This is a genomic window from Chitinimonas naiadis, assembly GCF_054780835.1.
In genome coordinates this window covers 1,792,288-1,807,582 of record NZ_BAAGVO010000004.1, presented here as the reverse complement: position 1 = coordinate 1,807,582, position 15,295 = coordinate 1,792,288, and the positions used below count along the sequence as shown (strand labels likewise).

Here is a 15,295-nt window from a genome sequence, read left to right as displayed (position 1 = left end):
ACGGCGCGCGTCAGGCTGCTGCGCGCTGGTCCAGGAACTCCAGCAGGATGTTCTTGGTGATGGCACCGCGATAACGACCGCTGGCATCCACCACCGGCAGCCCGTGCGAGTGACTGGCCAGTGGGCTGTAGAGGCTGGCGATCGGCGTATCGGCCGTCAGGGGTTCGACGTTGGGGATGAAGGCGTTGCGCAGCCTGGGTTCGGGGTTGGCCTGCAATTCGGCTTGCAAGGTATCGATCGACACCACGCCCATGAAGGCCTGGTCGGCATTCACTACATAGCCATATTCGCGCTGGTGCTGCCGCAGGCGTTGCAGGCTGGAGCGCACACCCATGCCGGCGTGATCGATGATGGACAATTGCGAGCGACGCGCCAGATCGGCTGCGGAGTAGACATTGCTGACGTCCACATGCTTGAAGAAGGAGCGGACGTAGGGTGTGGCAGGCTGCTTGATGATCTCTTCGGCCGTGCCGACCTGCACCACGTTGCCACCCTGCATGATGGCGATGCGATCACCGATGCGGATGGCTTCGTCGAGATCATGCGAGATGAAGATGATGGTGCGCTTGTCGCGTCGTTGCAGCCGGACCAACTCATCCTGCATCTCGGTACGGATCAGCGGATCGAGGGCCGAGAAGGCCTCGTCCATCAGGAGGACCGCCGGATTGCCGGCCAGGGCACGGGCAAGGCCGACCCGCTGCTGCATGCCGCCGGACAGCTCAGAGGGGTAGCGATCTGCCCAGTCACCCAGGCCGACCTGCTCCAGCGCCTGCTGTGCCAGTACCAGCCGTTCCGGCCGGGGTTCACCGGCCAGTTCCAGGCCGAAAGCCACGTTCTGCAGCACCGTGCGGTGCGGCATCAGGGCAAAGGACTGGAACACCATGCTGATCTGGCGACGGCGCAGTTCGCGTAGCTCCCGCTCGTTCATGCGGGCGATATCCCGCCCCTCGAACAGGACTTGGCCACGGGTCGGTTCGATCAACCGGTTCAGCAGCCTTACCAGGGTCGACTTGCCCGAGCCGGACAGGCCCATCACCACGAAGATCTCGCCCTCGTACACCGTAAAGGAGGCGTTGTTCACGCCCAGCGTCTGACCTGTCCTGGCCAGGATATCGGCCTTGCCGGCCCCTTGTTCGACCAGTGCCATCGCAGCGTCCGGGTCGTCCCCGAATACCTTGTACAGCGACTTGACGACGAGTTTTTCACGCATGGTTTTCTCCCTTTGAGTGTGAGTAAGCCACGGCGCCCTGCGCTCGGTTACCCGCGCAATCAGGCGGGGGAGCGGGTTTGATCAGCGTCATCACCCGCATGCCAGTGCGGTTTCGCGCCAGACGATATCGGGCGATAAGCAGAAGCGAGATGAGTGCGCTGACGGGACGTCCTTATGTGGCGGCGATGGTGCTGTCCTTGAGTTGGATCGGATGAAATAGCGTCGCCTCGCCGAAGGTGTGGTGCGCTCGGTGAGGGGCTGATGAATGCCGGGTCGTCTGGTGGCGGGCCTGCTTGCAACCAGATGGGAACGATTAAAGCGTCAGCATTGTAACAAATACATTTGTACAAATGCAAATTGATGGAATATCCAAACAGTGATCGAGGCCGTCGAAATCGCCCGCCGCGCGCGGCAGACAGGCGTGCCGAACCAGGCCCACGACGATCGTGGACAGGGAAAGCAGGGGGGCGGGTGGCGGTCTAATTGTCGGACAGCGGGGTGCTGTTGCCGGCATCCGGGTCCAGATTGCTCATGGTGCTCAGCAGCACGTTGAGGTTCTGGTGCAGATCACGCAGGGTGCCATGCGGCAGTTTTTCCAGCGCGTCCGGCAGCAGCCCCTTGACCGGGCCGGGCGCGGTGGCCAGCTTGGCTTTGCCCGTTTCGCTGATATGCAGCCGGATCGAGCGGCCATCGCTGGAAGAGCGTTCACGCCTCACCAGGCCTTGCTCGACCAGCTTCTCGATCAGGTTGCTGGCGGTGGATTGATGCAAGGACATGGCCTTGGCCAGCTCGGTGACGCGCAGGCCGGGGGTTTCACCGATGGCCGACAAGGCCCAGAGCTGTGAACCGCTGATGGCCAGCGTGTCCTCGATGGACTGGAAGTGCTTGCGGACCGATTTGAATATGACGCGGAACTGCTTCAGGACTTCGGCATCGAGCGCGGTGTCGGGGTGTAGTGCGTGCTTCATTTCGGTCTTGGTAGGGATGGGCATGATCTGGCCGGCACACTGGCGCCGCGGGATATCGTCAAGTCGAAGCATAGGCCAAAGATCGGCCAGAATTATATTGAGGGGAATATTTCCGCTGAATTGCTGCCGGCGGCTTAAGGCGCTGCCAGCAGCATCTCATAGCTATGCGGCGTGTTGTCGACAATCTGGAAACCATGCCGCTCATAGAGCCGCCGCGCGGGATTGGTGTGCAGTACGCCCAGGCTAAGGCCAATGCCAGCCGCGCGGACCTCCTCGACCAAGGTACCCAGCAACTGGCCACCGATGCCCAGGCCCTGGACCGAAGGGCTCAGTTGCAGTTGCAACAGGCGCCAGGTCTGGCCTTCGCGGTCGAGTTTCCACAAGCCGACGGGTTCGCCATCGAGCAGCAGGATTTCTGCCAGATCAAAACGGAACCGTACCCTGGCTTCCCGCTCTTCGGCCGTGGGCTCGATGCCTGACGCCTTCAGGTTGTGGCTCATGGTCTGTTCGCGCAGGGCGAGCAGGAAAGGCACATCGGCCTCGGTGGCTGGGCGCCGGGTCAATCCGGCCAGTAATTGCGTGGACATCGATAAGTCGGGTATCCGGTATCAGGGTGGGTCAGCGCTGCCGGTTCACGTAACCGGTCATGCGCTCGATATGCAGCAGGGCACAGCGCACGGTAAAGCGACATTCTGTACTGAAGAAGCCCAACTGGTAACCCTGCTCGGCCTGGGCGATGCGTAACTCGCCTGCCAGCGACTTGGCCCAGCCGTAGACTTCAAGATCCTTGATCTGCCAGACGGTGATGATGAACTGGGTGGTGTTGCAGCCATCCTGCCACTTGGCAGGCAAGGGCGAGGGCGCGCGGCGGATATCGAACCAGAGTCGCAGTACCGGACCGTCGCGGTGAGCGGTCATCTCATGCAGGTCGATATGGACAAAGTCGTCATAACGCTCGAACAGCGTGGTGACGGCCTGTTTATTGTCGAGTGCGTCTACCCAAAGCATGCTGGAGCCTGGCCGATGGCGTGTGATGGTGTTGCTGTGGTGGTTGAAGGATCCGGGCGCAGGGGCAGGGGCTGGCTCATCGCCTTTTGCCATTGCGGCCCAATCGGTTTGCGAGGCAGCTTAGCGATTCCCTTCGCGCATCACAATCATCCATATGGGGGAAAACAGACCGCCCCGGCCTGCATCCGAATGGATACAGAAAGGGGCGGTAAGGTTGGCGTGCGGACCTCAGCCTTGGAGTGCGTGCGATGGTGGCAACGCCAGTGCGGTCAGGGTGTGGCGTAAGGTAGCGAGCATGGCGACGGTTGTTGCCGCCAGCAGGGCCGCAGCCAGCGGCATGACCCCGATGTCAGCGTGCTCCGCGAAGCTCTCCAGATAGCGTTGACCCGCCAGCCAGGACAAGGGTAGGCCGATGGCAGCCCCGATCACCACCAGGCTGCCGAACTCCCGGCCCAGCAGGCGCAGGATGGCACCACGGCCCGCGCCGTACAGCTTGCGGATCACGATCTCACGTGCACGACGACGGACGCTGTACGCGGCCAGCGCATAGAGGCCGAAACCGGCGATCAGGGTGGCGATGCCTGCGGCACCGGCCAGCACCCGCGCCAACAGCGTGTCGCCTTTGTAGACGCGCTCCAGGTGCGTGCTGAACCAGTCGATTTCAGGCGTTTCATCGGGATAAGTATTGCGCCACAGCGCCTCGACCGCTGCGTAAACCTGAGCGTGGTCCCCGCTGGTCCGCAGGGTGATGGTACGCAGCCACTGCTTGTCGATGGCGTAGACCATGGGGTAACCAGGGTCACGCAAGGACTGGTAACGGATATCGTCGATCACCCCGATAATTTCCATCGAGTCCTCATTGCGCTTGATGAACTGGCCGACCGCTGCCTGTGGCGACGTAAAGCCCATGGCGCTAACGGCACTGCGGTTGATGACCAGGTAGCCGGTATTGGCCATCGTATCCCTAACCGGCTCCAGTACCCGACCCGCGATCGGCTTGATTCCGTAGGTCGCGAACATGTAGGGGTCGACCGGCTCATTGCGGATGCCCATCTTGCGACCGTCTTTCAGTGTGACTTCCTGCCCGTTCCGGGTCTCGTTGCGGCCCGGCATGTCGAGCGAACGACCGGCGATCTCCACGCCCGGCAGATGGGACAGTGCCGCACGGAAGCGTTCGGTCTGTTCGTCGTTTAGATGGCCTGGGGCATCAACCACCAGCAGGTTGGAAAATTCGAAGCCAGGGTTCACATGGGTGGCATGGCGTGCCTGCAGCATGATCACGATGGCGAATGAGGACAGGCCCAGTGCGGCAGCGAACTGCAGCACGGTCAGGCCGCGGCGCAGCCAGAGCCCGCCGCCACCTTCCTGCCGGTCACGGCCGGCCAGCGCTTGTGCCACAGGTATCTTGCAGGCCACCCAGGCCGGATAGAGACCGGCCAGAAAGCCCGTCAGCAGACCGGCAACCAGTGCCAACGGCAGCATGATGGGATCGAAACTGCTGCCGGCCTTGATGCCAAGCCACTCCACCAGCAGCGGCCAAGCCAGCCAGGCAAGCAGCACACCCAGCACGGTGGCCAGCAGGGCCACCAGCAGGGATTCGGTCAGGAACTGCGCCACAATGCGGGCCGGTGAGGCGCCCAGGGTCTTGCGGATGCCGATCTCTCGCTGGCGCTTGAGCGTGCGGACCGTGCTCAGGTTGACGTAGTTGATGGCTGCGAGTACCAGGATGAGGACCGAGAGACCGGTCAGGCCGGCGAACATCGCTGCATTGCCGTCGCTGTGTGCGCCGTCGAGCTTGAGGCGCGGTGCTGCGGTGAGTCTCACCTCGGCGACATGGCCGTTCAGGCGATACTGGTCCGGTACTTCTTCACCGCGCGGTGCGTTGTCGTACAGCTGTTGCAGCAGGCGGGTCGCGGCCTGCACATCGGCGCCCGGACGCAGTTGCAGGTAGAGGCGGCCGGAATGGTGGCCCCAGCCCTTGATGGCGAAATCACGGTTGTCCCAGATGGCCGAAGCACTGGAGGCCAGTACATCGAAACGAAAGATGCTGTTGCTGGCCCGGGCGGCGATCACCGCCGAGATGCGGTAGGGCTGGCCCCGGATGATCACGCTCTTGCCGACGACGTCCGTCCGCCCGAACAAAGCTTCGGCCGTGGTGCTGGAAAGCGCGAGATGATCGGGCTTGGCGAGGGCATCGTTGATGTCGCCATACAGCGGGACCATGCCGACCATGGCCGGATAGCCGGGATCGACAAATGCTGTGCGGTAGGACTGCACCTTGTCGCCGACCCGCAGCGAATAGCCGCGGATATAGAAGATGCTGTTGCCGGCGAAGTAGGTCGAGGCCTTGTCGGCTTCCTGCTTGAACGGCACCGGTATCTGGGCCTGCCAGTACGGGGCGCCGCTATTGCCACGGTAGCGGATCTCCATCTGCATCAGCCTGTCACCGTCACGGATATCCCGCTCCGAAGTAAGCTCTGACTGCACGATGCTGGTGAGCACGAAGGCCACGGCGACGCCGATTGCCAGGCCCAGGATGACCACGGCCGAATAGGCCGGGTCCTGCCACAACTGCCGCCAACCGATACGCAGGTCTTTCAGTAGCATGATGGTGGCTCCTTAGACCGCGACCGCGTCGACAAGCACCCGGCCGTCGAGCAGACGCAAGGTACGCGAGGCCTGGGCGGCATGCGTGGTCGAGTGCGTCACCATGATCAGCGTGGTGCCCTCGGCATTGATGTCGCGCAGGAGGCGCATGACTTCATCGCCATGGGCGCTGTCGAGGTTACCGGTGGGTTCATCCGCGAGCAGCAGGCTGGGGCGGGAGACCAGGGCGCGGGCGATGGCAACGCGCTGCTGCTGGCCGCCGGACAGCTGCGAGGGGCGGTGGCCGGCCCTGTGGCTGACACCGAGCTTGGCCATGGCCTCATCCACCCGCTGCTTGCGCTCGCGTGCTGGCACATCGCCATATTCCAGTGCAAGGGCGACATTCTCCGCCACGGTCAGCTCGTCGATCAGATTGAAGCTCTGGAATATGAAGCCGATGCGACCACGGCGCAGCTGGTTCAGGCGTGATTCGCTCCAGCCCGCGACATTCTGGCCCTCGAACCAGTATTCTCCTTCGCTGGGCGCATCCAGCAGGCCAAGAATCCCCAGCAAGGTGGACTTGCCGCAGCCGGAAGGGCCGGTAATGGCGAGGTACTCGCCGGCCTCGATATCGAGGTCAACCCGGTCCAGTGCGTTGGTCTCGATATCACTGGTGCGATGGACTTTGCTGATGTTGCGAAGTTTGAGCATGGCAGTTCCTGGCGAAGTAGGTGGCAGTGTAAACGGGGTCAGATCAGGGCGGGCTGGTCGCCGGACTGTCTGGCATGGGTGGTGGTACCGATCAGGCACAGGGCGTCGCAGTTGTCGGGCAAGGTGTTGGTCTTGCAGGGCTGCGGACGGGGCTCAACCATGCCGGCGGCCAAGTTGACGGCGAGTCCGGCACACGCAATGCGGGCGATCAGGTAAGGGGAAATCAGCAGGCTCATGGTGTGCTCCTTGATGGTGGGAAGACGGCACGGCCGTGTTCAGTTGCTAAGACGCAGACGTTCTGCGTCACGGTAGTCGCGGTAGCTTGAGACGATCACGCGTTCGCCGGCTTTCAATCCGCTCACCACCTCCAGCTGGTTGGCGGCGCGTCGGCCAAGCTTGATGGCGCGACGCTCGGCCTGGTTGCCTGCAGCGTTCAGGACAAAGATCCAGGCGCCGCCGGTGTCGGTGTAGAACATGCCGTCAGGCAACAGCAGGGACTGGCTGGGCTGGCCCAGGCTCAGGCGTGCATCGACACTCTGGCCAGGCTGCATCTGCTGCGGCATGGCATCGCTGAACTGCAGTTCCAGGTTGAAACGGCCTTCCTTGACCTGCGGGTTGAGCCGGGACAGCGTCAAGGGGTAGGTCTTGCCGCCAATCTCGGCGCTACCCTTCAGGCCCAGCGTGACGCGGCCGAGGTAGAACTCGTCGGCGCTGGCGGTCAGCTTGTAGCGGTCCGGTGTGTCGATCCGTCCCAGCCGGTCCCCCGGCTTGACCGATTCACCTTCCTCCAGACGGAAGTCGGTCAGCCGGCCATCGGTCGGTGCCCGTACGGCCAGTGCATCGGCGGTGGTGCGCATCAGCTTCAGACCCTCATGCAGGCCATTGATGGCCCGCGCCATCTGGTTGATCGCCTGCTCGCGGGTGGCCAGTTCGGCCTGGATGTCGGTACGGGCTTCGGCCAGCAGGCGCCCTTGCTGGTTGAGCTTGTCACGGGATTCCTCCAAGGCGGCCGGCGAGAGGAAGCCCTGGCTTGCCAACTGGCTATTGCGCTTGTGGTCTTTCTGGATGCGATCCAGCGAGTACTCAAGGCCGGCCAGTTCGCGCCGATGCTCGGCCTTGCTCGATTCCAGCCCCACCTTGAGCCCGGCCAGGTTTGCCACCTGCTGGGCCACATCCGATTCCCGCGCCAGCATTTCCTGTTGCCGCTGCGGGTTGGAGAGACGGAACAGCAGTTCGCCCTTCTTGACCATGGCGCCATCGCGAACATGGACCGCTTCCACTCGGCCGCCTTCGGTGGCATCCAGCATCACCGAGGCGAGCGGGGCAGCGTTGCTGCGCAACAAGAGCTCATCGCGGAACTGGCCTGCCGTCACGGTGGCGATCTCGACCGCACCGCTGCTGATAACCTGACCGCGTGGCAGCAGCAACCAGATCAGCCCAGCCGCCACGACGAGGGCGGCGCCACCGCCCACCCACAACCAGGGTTTGCGACGGCGGGTGACGACACGGTCCATGCCGGCACCGGTGACCGGAGTGGCGGGAGGAATCGGGGAGGTGGGAGCGTTCATGGCTAGCCGCGGACAAGTTGATTGATGCGACAGCTATTGCACAGGTCGTGCCATGTATTGATATCGTTTTAAATCAGTGGTTTATGAGTGTGTCCGCTGTCCGCTGTGCACTAGCTGTCCGGAATCGGACAGTGGCATTTGTCCGTAAGCGGACAGGGGTTTGCGAAGCGGGGCCAAGCACTGTTAAGTTCCGTGCCTGACTTGCTAGCGAGCGAATGTGGCCCGATGTCCAACACGCCTATCCTGATTCTTGACGATGATCCCGATGTCGCGACGGCGGCACGGCTGCTGCTGCGCCGTCGGCTGGGTGAGGTGGCCGAACTGAGGGAGCCGCGCGCCCTGGCGGCGGAGCTGGATCGCGTCAAGCCATCGGTGTTGCTGCTGGATATGAATTTCACGCCGGGTCGCTCCGATGGCGCAGAGGGGCTGGCCGTGCTGCGGCAGTTGCTGGGCCGCGCCGATGCGCCGGCGGTGATCGTCATGACCGCCTACGCCGAGGTGGCGCTGGCGGTCGAGGCGGTCAAGCTCGGTGCTTTCGATTTCATCACCAAGCCCTGGGACAACGCCAAGCTGCTGGCGACGGTCGGTGCGGCGCTTGATAGCCGCCAGCCGGCACGGGACGGCCCGGACAGCAGCCTGCTGGGGGTATCACGCCCCATGGTCGATCTGCGGGCCATGATTGCCAGCGTAGCGCCCACAGAGGCCAATGTGCTGATCCTGGGAGAGAACGGTGTCGGCAAGGAACTGGTCGCCCGCGCCATTCATGAATCCTCCCACCGTGCTGGCGCGACCTTCCTGGCGGTAGACATGGGGGCCTTGCCGGAGTCGACCTTCGAGAGCGAACTGTTCGGCCACCGCAAGGGCAGCTTTACCGATGCCAGACAGGACCGGGCGGGGCGCTTCCAAGCTGCGCGGGCAGGCACATTGTTTCTCGACGAGATCGGCAATATGCCGTTGGGCAACCAGGCCAAACTGCTGACGGCACTGGAGCGCAGGCAGGTGACACCCATCGGCGCCGACAAGCCCGAAGCGATCGATGTGCGCATCGTCAGCGCGACCAATCTGGATGAAGCTCATCTGTTTAACCCAGCCCAGTTCCGTCCCGACCTGCTGTACCGGCTCAATACCATCGTGCTGCGGGTGCCGCCGTTACGTGAGCGGCGCGAGGATATCCCGCTGCTGCTTGATCACTACCTGCGGTGCTATGCCAGGCAGTACGATAAACCGTTGCGTCCGGTCGGTAGCGCTGCCCTGGCGACGCTGAGTGGCTATGCCTGGCCGGGCAATGTCCGGGCATTGCGCCATGCTTGCGAGCGGGCGGTGATCCTGGCGACCGGCCCCCAACTGGAGGCCGCGGATTTCGGGCTGGCTCCGTCGGCACCCGGTACCGTGCCGGCCGAGCCGGCGCCGACGGCCGATGCCCTGAAACTGGCCGAACGGGAACGCGACACGATCGCGACCGCCCTGCAGCGTGCCGAAGGCAATATCAGCCAGGCAGCCAAGCTCTTGGGTGTGAGCCGGGCGGCCCTGTACCGCAAGCTGGAAAAGCATGGACTCTGAACAACTCAGCCGGCTGGCGAGCCATCGCGCCCGTTGGCGCATCCTGATCGCGGCCGTGCTGCTGGCGGTGGCCGCCGCGGGTGCGACTGTGGCCGGGCTGCAATCGCCGCGCTTGCTGACGCTGAGCGGCATGCTGGCACTGTTTGCCCTGATCTGGGGTGGACGGATACTGACGCGCCTGAGTATTCCACCGCCACTCAAGGTCGGCGAACCGGCCTTCGGCATGCCGACCGACCTGGATGCCAGCCATGCCGCCCTGCTGAAACTGGAGGCCAGGCTGGAGCATGCTCCGGTGGCTTTGTGGCAGGCTCAGGGAGAGAACGTCACCGCGCTCAATGCCGCCGCCCGGCGCTTGCAGGCACCCGGGCGCGCCAGCTCGCCAGAGGCTCTGCTCGGCGTGTTGCGCAGTGCGCCGGTCGGTCAGCGCAGATTGGTGGGCTTTGACAGTGAGCGTGGTCACGAACGGGCACTGCTGGCGGCGATCAGCCTTGCCATGGACGGAGAGGAAGAGCGCCTGCTGGCGCTGATGCCGATCGAGTCTGAACTCGAAGCCGAAACCCTCAAGGCCTGGCGGCAGCTGGTGCATGTGCTGACGCACGAGATCATGAACTCGCTGACACCCATCGCCTCGTTGTCGCGTACTGCCAGGGGACTGGTGGAAGAACAGCCGGATGCCGACGAAGATGTGCTGATGGCCATGGACACCATCGCCCGCCGTGCCAGCCACCTGGTGGAGTTCGTCGCCAGTTATCGCAGTGTCAGCCAGTTGCCGGAACCGAAGCTGGAGCCTGTCAGCGTGGTGGCCCTGTTTGCCCGCTTGCGGCAACTGGTGGCCGGTGACTGGTTGGCTCGTGGCGGGGAGGTCCGCTTCAGCGTCGAACCGGAATCACTGGAGCTGATGGCCGACCCGGGCCAGCTTGAACAGGCCTTGCTCAACCTGATCAAGAACGCGGCCGACGCCACGCGTGCACTCGCTACGCCACGCCTGCTGGTCGAGGCCAAGCTGGTGCGGGGTGGACGTTTGAGCATCGAGGTCAGCGATAACGGGCCGGGTGTGCCGCAGGGTATGGAGGCACAGATATTCACGCCGTTTTTCAGCACCAAGGAAAAGGGCCTGGGCGTTGGCCTGGCGCTGGTGCGTAACCAGATACACGGGATGGGCGGCACGGTGCGCTATACCAAGCGCGCCAGCGGCGGTGCCTGCTTCGTGCTGGCGTTCTAGCCGCCTGGGGCGTCGCATCAGGATCGTGCGGGGTCGGCCGGTTCCCAGAGTTCGATCGGGTTCCCTTCCGGGTCGTGCAGGCGCGCGAAGCGGCCGTTGGGGTAAGCCTCCGGGTCTACTTTCACCGTGATGCCGGCAGTCGTCAGCTGGGTCACCATCGCATCAAGGTTGCCTACCCGGAAATTGAGCATCCATGTCTGCTCGCTGCGGCCAAAGTAGTCGGTGCTGGCTGGGAAGGGGGCAAACGCGGTATGGCCGGCAGCTTGCTGCCAGGGTAGCTGGTCGTAGTCTTCCGGTATCGTGCTGATGCCAAGATGATCCCGGTACCACAGCGCGAGCTGCTTGGGATCCTGCGCTTTGAAGAAGAAACCACCTATGCCCTGAACGCGTTCCATGCCTGACTCCGTGCGACATCCATGATCGGGTGTCCGTGCGCAGGGCGGGTCTGGGCCGATCAGGCTTCTTCCAGCATGGCCTTGCGAAACTTGGGCCACTGCGAACGGATGGATTGGCGGGAGCTGCTTGCCCGCTCCGTCAGGATATACACCCGGATATCGTCTTTCCACTTTACCAGAATGCCGCGCATGGCAGAGCGGGGGTCGATGCTGAACCAGTGCTCCTGGCCTTCCCGGTCCGTGATCAGGTAGCGATCCACCGCCAGCCGGACCGGCTTGGGGCTCAGTAGTTGCCAGCCTTCCTCGCCCAGGACGTGTTCCGCGATCGAAGGGCCATTATGGAAATAGACATGATGGTCCTGAAAGCTCAGCCCCCAGCGGCACCAGCCGACGGTACCGTCCTTGCGCACAACAGGCAGCTTGGCGTTCGGTTCCCGAAACCAGATTTGGCGACCCTGGTATTCAATGGCAGTGCACATGGCGGTGGCTTTGTGACGAGCAATAAGGATTGGCTAATTCACATAGTACACAGTGAACGAACGTACTCCAAGTGCTTCTGGTGTGATTGATCACAGCCGCCCTTGCCCTGTCGCCGCAATCCCAGTCTGGATACGCCTTGGCAGGCTGCTCCGTCGGTCGCAATGATGCTTCCCTGATGCGCAAATCGGACGGTCAGGCCTTCAGTCGCAGCTTCAATTGCTGCCGTGCCATCAGCTTGCCGGCGCGCAAATAGCGGAAGTGGTAGTCGGCGGTCTGCTTGTCGCGGTTGACGCTGATATCGATCTGGACTTTGTCGTCGCTATCGAGTTCCGTCTCGATGCTGGCGGGAGACTTGGTCGAGAACAGCATCTTGGGCCGCGTCAGCACCCTGTTGTTGTCCAGGTCCATGACTTCGCTGGTGGCGACATACATGCCGGCCTTCTCGCTGGAAGGCTTGATATCTACCTGCACGGACAGATGGCCGGATGCCTGTGGCGCCGGATTCGTGTCTTCGGCATGCAATGAGGCGAGCGGCAACAGGGCGGCCAGCAGGCATGCCGGGCGGGAAATCTTCATATTCTTCTCGATGTAACGACGTGCTTTTTTATAAGAAGGGGGGGAGCTTAGTCACTCTGACCCGGCGAGACAATCCTCCACCTGGAGGAAGACAGCCGTTGTCCGATAAAGTTTTTTGCTCGCGTTATGCAATTTTCTTATCCCGATTCTCGGCAAGTTTGTATTTCACTAAATACTTATTAATCAGCTGCTTAGCCGCTTGCGGGTGTTTTCCTGGCATGACCGGAAAACAGGCCCGTCCTTGCAATATAAAAGTCATGTTCATGTCACTTCCTGCTTGTAGCGTGACGGCGCACGAGTGCCTCCAGCCGACCTGGATGCGCCGCAAAACAAAGGGGAAAACATGAAGAAGCGCAATATCGCTCTCGCCATCAGCATGGCGATGGCGGGCTTGGCCTTGCCGGCGTTCGCCGCGGGCCAGATCGTGATCAGCCAGGTCTACGGCGGTGGTGGCAATAGCGGCGCCACCTTGCGTAATGACTATATCGAGCTGTTCAACCGTGGCGATGCCACCGTCACCCTGGATGGCTGGAGTGTGCAGTACGCGAGCGCGGCCGGGACCACCTGGGCCAAGACGCCGCTGACCGGCAGTCTGCAGTCGGGCCAGTACTACCTGGTTCAGCAGGCGCAGGGTGCGGGCGGTAGCCAGGCCTTGCCCACGCCGGATGCCATCGGCACGCTGGCCTTGTCCGGCACCGCCGGCAAGGTGGCGGTCGTCAGCAACAATGTCGCGCTGGCCTGCGGCGCCAGCTGTGCCCTGACCGGCAATGTGGTGGACTTTGTCGGTTTTGGCTCGGCCAACAATGCCGAGGGCGCCAGCGCACCGGCACCGTCCAATACCCTGGCCATCTTGCGTGCGGCGGGCGGTTGTACCGACAGCAGCAATAACAGCGCCGATTTCAGCACCGGCTTCCCGGTGCCGCGCAACAGCGCCAGCGCCTTCACCGTCTGTACCGATACCGGCGGTGGCCAGAATCCCGGTCCGCAGGTGGCGCGTATCCGCGACATCCAGGGCAATGCACACCTGTCGCCGCTGAAGGGCGTCTCGGTCAGCAAGGTGCCCGGCGTCGTCACGGTGCTGATGGGCAATGGCTTCTTCATGCAGGACACCCAGCCCGACTCAGATCCGGCGACCTCGGAGGGAATCTTCGTCTACACCGTGGGGGCGCCCACGGTCGCCGTCGGGGATGCCGTCGAAGTGGCCGGTCTGGTGGCCGAGTATCGGTCCGGTGGCGCCAGCGGGGCGAGCAATCTCACGACCACTGAAATCACCGCACCCAGCATCAGTGTCCTTTCCAGCGGCAATGCCTTGCCGGCACCGATCATCATCGGCCAGGGCGGCCGCATGCCGCCGACCGGTGCCATCCATACCGGCAATGGTGACGTCGAGACGCTGGGTAGCCTGAATGTGTCCGCCAATGCGCTCGACTTCTACGAAAGCCTCGAGGGTATGCGGGTGCAGATCGACGCACCGGTCACGGTCGGCCCCACCAATGGTGGCGAACTGGTCGTGATCCCGGACGCCGGCGCCTGGTCGACGGTCCGTACCGGCCGCGGCGGCGTGGTGATCAGAGCGAGCGACTACAACCCGGAACGGGTCGTTGTGGCCCGAGGGACGGCAACCCCGCCATCTGCCAACGTGGGTGACACGTTCTCGCGCATCGTGGGGGTGTTCGACTACGCCAGCGGGAACTACAAGCTGATGGCGACCGAGATCAGCGGTTATCTGGACCAGGGCCTGCAAGCCGAGACCACCCGGGCGCAGACGACCAATGAGCTGGCGGTTGGCTCCTTCAATCTGGAGAACCTCGCAGCCAATGATGCGCAAAGCAAGTTTGATGGCCTGGCCCGGCAGATCGTCAGCCGCCTGAGTGCGCCCGACATCATCGGCGTGATGGAAGTGCAGGACAACGACGGTGCCACCAGTAGCGGCACGGTCGATGCCACCCAGACCATCGCCAAGCTGGTCCAGACCATCCAGCAGCTTGGTGGACCGCAGTACCTGTTTGTTGCCATCAACCCGCAGGATGGCCAGGACGGTGGTGAACCAGGCGGCAACATCCGGCAGGGCTTCCTGTACAACCCGGCGCGTGTCAGCTTTGCCGGCACCAGCGGCGGCAGTGCCACCAATCCGGTGAGCGTGCTGAACAATGCCGGCACACCGGCCCTGAGTTTCAATCCTGGCCGGATCGACCCGACCAACACGGTATTCAGCAATAGCCGCAAGCCGCTGGTAGCCGAGTTCGGTTTCAATGGCCAGAAGCTGTTCCTGATCGCCAACCACCTGAATGCCAAGACCACGGACCAGCCGCTGTTCGGCCGCTTCCAGCCGCCGCTGCTGAGCACCGAGGTCAAGCGTATCCAGCAGGCCGATGTGGTTGCCGGCTTTGTCAGCACCTTGCTGTCGGTCGATCCGCAAGCCAAGGTCGTGGTGCTGGGCGACATGAACGACTTCGAGTTTTCGTCGACCATTGCCAAGTTCAAGGGCGCAGGTCTTGCCGACCTGGTGGAAACCCTGCCGGCCAGCGAGCGCTACACCTACGTCTATACCGGCAACTCGCAGGCGCTGGACCATATCCTGGTTAGCAGCAGCCTGGTGAACAAGGCCGAGTACGACGTGGTGCATGTGAACAGCGAGTTCGCCAACCAGAACAGCGATCACGAGCCGGAAGTCGTGCGCCTCAGCCTGCCGGTGCTGGCGAACCTCTCCGGCAGCTTCAGCTGGTCGGCATCGGGGCTCAGCTACAACCGTGCTAGCGGTCTGTACCAGGGGACTGTCACCTTGACGGCCAAGAGCACGGTAACCGGCCCGCTTGCCCTGGCACTCGGCGCCTTGCCTGGCGGTGTCAGCCTGGCGAACAGCACGGTTACCGTGGCCGGCCTGCCGGCCATCAAGTTGCCGGGCTCGTTGGCAGCAGGGGCCAGCGTGACGGTGCCGGTGCAGTTCAAGAATACCGGTAGTGCCAAGATCGGCTACTCGGTCTACGTCTACGGCGGTATCTGATACGCCA

Annotated in this window: 15 protein-coding genes; 3 read left to right on the top strand and 12 right to left on the bottom strand. The window is 63.2% G+C overall.

What is annotated here, in order from left to right; translation table 11 throughout:
• Positions 1 to 10: 10 nt before the first annotated feature.
• The 8 genes from proV to ACYVHK_RS14740 form a co-directional block, all read right to left on the bottom strand.
• Positions 11 to 1,210 carry a quaternary amine ABC transporter ATP-binding protein gene (proV, locus tag ACYVHK_RS14775; RefSeq protein WP_460533553.1) on the bottom strand — a complete coding sequence of 400 codons (1,200 nt, stop codon included), beginning with the start codon at positions 1,208 to 1,210 and terminating at the stop codon, positions 11 to 13.
• Positions 1,211 to 1,689: 479 nt separating this feature from the next.
• Positions 1,690 to 2,202 carry a MarR family winged helix-turn-helix transcriptional regulator gene (locus tag ACYVHK_RS14770; protein WP_460533550.1) on the bottom strand — a complete coding sequence of 171 codons (513 nt, stop codon included), beginning with the start codon at positions 2,200 to 2,202 and terminating at the stop codon, positions 1,690 to 1,692.
• A gap of 110 nt (positions 2,203 to 2,312) precedes the next feature.
• Positions 2,313 to 2,765: a GNAT family N-acetyltransferase gene (locus tag ACYVHK_RS14765; RefSeq protein WP_460533547.1), complete on the bottom strand. Its 453-nt coding sequence runs from the start codon at positions 2,763 to 2,765 to the stop codon at positions 2,313 to 2,315.
• Positions 2,766 to 2,796: 31 nt separating this feature from the next.
• A complete protein-coding gene (locus tag ACYVHK_RS14760) occupies positions 2,797 to 3,186 on the bottom strand; it encodes an Imm50 family immunity protein (protein ID WP_460533544.1) in 390 nt (129 codons plus the stop codon).
• Positions 3,187 to 3,414: 228 nt separating this feature from the next.
• On the bottom strand, positions 3,415 to 5,793 hold the full coding sequence (locus tag ACYVHK_RS14755) for an ADOP family protein (RefSeq protein ID WP_460533540.1): 2,379 nt from the start codon (positions 5,791 to 5,793) through the stop codon (positions 3,415 to 3,417).
• A 12-nt stretch (positions 5,794 to 5,805) separates the two neighbouring features.
• A complete protein-coding gene (locus ACYVHK_RS14750; protein ID WP_460533537.1) occupies positions 5,806 to 6,483 on the bottom strand; it encodes an ABC transporter ATP-binding protein in 678 nt (225 codons plus the stop codon).
• 38 nt (positions 6,484 to 6,521) lie between these two features.
• Positions 6,522 to 6,719: a hypothetical protein gene (locus ACYVHK_RS14745; protein ID WP_460533534.1), complete on the bottom strand. Its 198-nt coding sequence runs from the start codon at positions 6,717 to 6,719 to the stop codon at positions 6,522 to 6,524.
• A gap of 39 nt (positions 6,720 to 6,758) precedes the next feature.
• Positions 6,759 to 8,051: an efflux RND transporter periplasmic adaptor subunit gene (locus ACYVHK_RS14740; protein ID WP_460533531.1), complete on the bottom strand. Its 1,293-nt coding sequence runs from the start codon at positions 8,049 to 8,051 to the stop codon at positions 6,759 to 6,761.
• A gap of 225 nt (positions 8,052 to 8,276) precedes the next feature.
• Between ACYVHK_RS14740 and ACYVHK_RS14735 the strand changes: the two genes are divergently transcribed.
• Together ACYVHK_RS14735 and ACYVHK_RS14730 are read left to right on the top strand one after the other, a co-directional pair.
• Entirely contained in the window at positions 8,277 to 9,611 is a 1,335-nt protein-coding gene (locus ACYVHK_RS14735; protein ID WP_460533529.1) for a sigma-54-dependent transcriptional regulator, read from the top strand.
• Positions 9,601 to 10,833 (top strand): sensor histidine kinase, encoded by a 1,233-nt coding sequence (locus tag ACYVHK_RS14730; RefSeq protein WP_460533526.1) that lies wholly within the window; start codon positions 9,601 to 9,603, stop codon positions 10,831 to 10,833. Before ACYVHK_RS14735 ends, ACYVHK_RS14730 begins: the two co-directional genes overlap by 11 nt.
• A 17-nt stretch (positions 10,834 to 10,850) precedes the next feature.
• Here the strand turns inward: ACYVHK_RS14730 and ACYVHK_RS14725 are convergent, their stop codons facing one another.
• The 4 genes from ACYVHK_RS14725 to ACYVHK_RS14710 all read right to left on the bottom strand — a co-directional run bounded on the left by ACYVHK_RS14725 (position 10,851) and on the right by ACYVHK_RS14710 (position 12,549).
• Entirely contained in the window at positions 10,851 to 11,228 is a 378-nt protein-coding gene (locus ACYVHK_RS14725) for a VOC family protein (protein ID WP_460533523.1), read from the bottom strand.
• A gap of 59 nt (positions 11,229 to 11,287) precedes the next feature.
• Entirely contained in the window at positions 11,288 to 11,707 is a 420-nt protein-coding gene (locus ACYVHK_RS14720) for a hypothetical protein (RefSeq protein WP_460533520.1), read from the bottom strand.
• Positions 11,708 to 11,900: 193 nt separating this feature from the next.
• Positions 11,901 to 12,284 (bottom strand): hypothetical protein, encoded by a 384-nt coding sequence (locus tag ACYVHK_RS14715; protein ID WP_460533517.1) that lies wholly within the window; start codon positions 12,282 to 12,284, stop codon positions 11,901 to 11,903.
• 124 nt (positions 12,285 to 12,408) lie between these two features.
• A complete protein-coding gene (locus ACYVHK_RS14710) occupies positions 12,409 to 12,549 on the bottom strand; it encodes a hypothetical protein (RefSeq protein WP_460533515.1) in 141 nt (46 codons plus the stop codon).
• 78 nt (positions 12,550 to 12,627) lie between these two features.
• On the opposite strand from ACYVHK_RS14710, the gene ACYVHK_RS14705 reads away from it, so the two are divergent.
• Complete coding sequence (locus tag ACYVHK_RS14705; RefSeq protein WP_460533512.1) at positions 12,628 to 15,288, top strand: lamin tail domain-containing protein; 2,661 nt, start codon at positions 12,628 to 12,630, stop codon at positions 15,286 to 15,288.
• The last annotated feature ends 7 nt before the right edge of the window (positions 15,289 to 15,295 follow it).

Coding starts and splice junctions, on each gene's coding strand:
- proV (WP_460533553.1), bottom strand. CDS start 1,210: ATGCGTGAAAAACTCGTCGTCAAGTCGCTGTACAAGGTATTCGGGGAC.
- ACYVHK_RS14770 (WP_460533550.1), bottom strand. CDS start 2,202: ATGCCCATCCCTACCAAGACCGAAATGAAGCACGCACTACACCCCGAC.
- ACYVHK_RS14765 (WP_460533547.1), bottom strand. CDS start 2,765: ATGTCCACGCAATTACTGGCCGGATTGACCCGGCGCCCAGCCACCGAG.
- ACYVHK_RS14760 (WP_460533544.1), bottom strand. CDS start 3,186: ATGCTTTGGGTAGACGCACTCGACAATAAACAGGCCGTCACCACGCTG.
- ACYVHK_RS14755 (WP_460533540.1), bottom strand. CDS start 5,793: ATGCTACTGAAAGACCTGCGTATCGGTTGGCGGCAGTTGTGGCAGGAC.
- ACYVHK_RS14750 (WP_460533537.1), bottom strand. CDS start 6,483: ATGCTCAAACTTCGCAACATCAGCAAAGTCCATCGCACCAGTGATATC.
- ACYVHK_RS14745 (WP_460533534.1), bottom strand. CDS start 6,719: ATGAGCCTGCTGATTTCCCCTTACCTGATCGCCCGCATTGCGTGTGCC.
- ACYVHK_RS14740 (WP_460533531.1), bottom strand. CDS start 8,051: ATGAACGCTCCCACCTCCCCGATTCCTCCCGCCACTCCGGTCACCGGT.
- ACYVHK_RS14735 (WP_460533529.1), top strand. CDS start 8,277: ATGTCCAACACGCCTATCCTGATTCTTGACGATGATCCCGATGTCGCG.
- ACYVHK_RS14730 (WP_460533526.1), top strand. CDS start 9,601: ATGGACTCTGAACAACTCAGCCGGCTGGCGAGCCATCGCGCCCGTTGG.
- ACYVHK_RS14725 (WP_460533523.1), bottom strand. CDS start 11,228: ATGGAACGCGTTCAGGGCATAGGTGGTTTCTTCTTCAAAGCGCAGGAT.
- ACYVHK_RS14720 (WP_460533520.1), bottom strand. CDS start 11,707: ATGTGCACTGCCATTGAATACCAGGGTCGCCAAATCTGGTTTCGGGAA.
- ACYVHK_RS14715 (WP_460533517.1), bottom strand. CDS start 12,284: ATGAAGATTTCCCGCCCGGCATGCCTGCTGGCCGCCCTGTTGCCGCTC.
- ACYVHK_RS14710 (WP_460533515.1), bottom strand. CDS start 12,549: ATGAACATGACTTTTATATTGCAAGGACGGGCCTGTTTTCCGGTCATG.
- ACYVHK_RS14705 (WP_460533512.1), top strand. CDS start 12,628: ATGAAGAAGCGCAATATCGCTCTCGCCATCAGCATGGCGATGGCGGGC.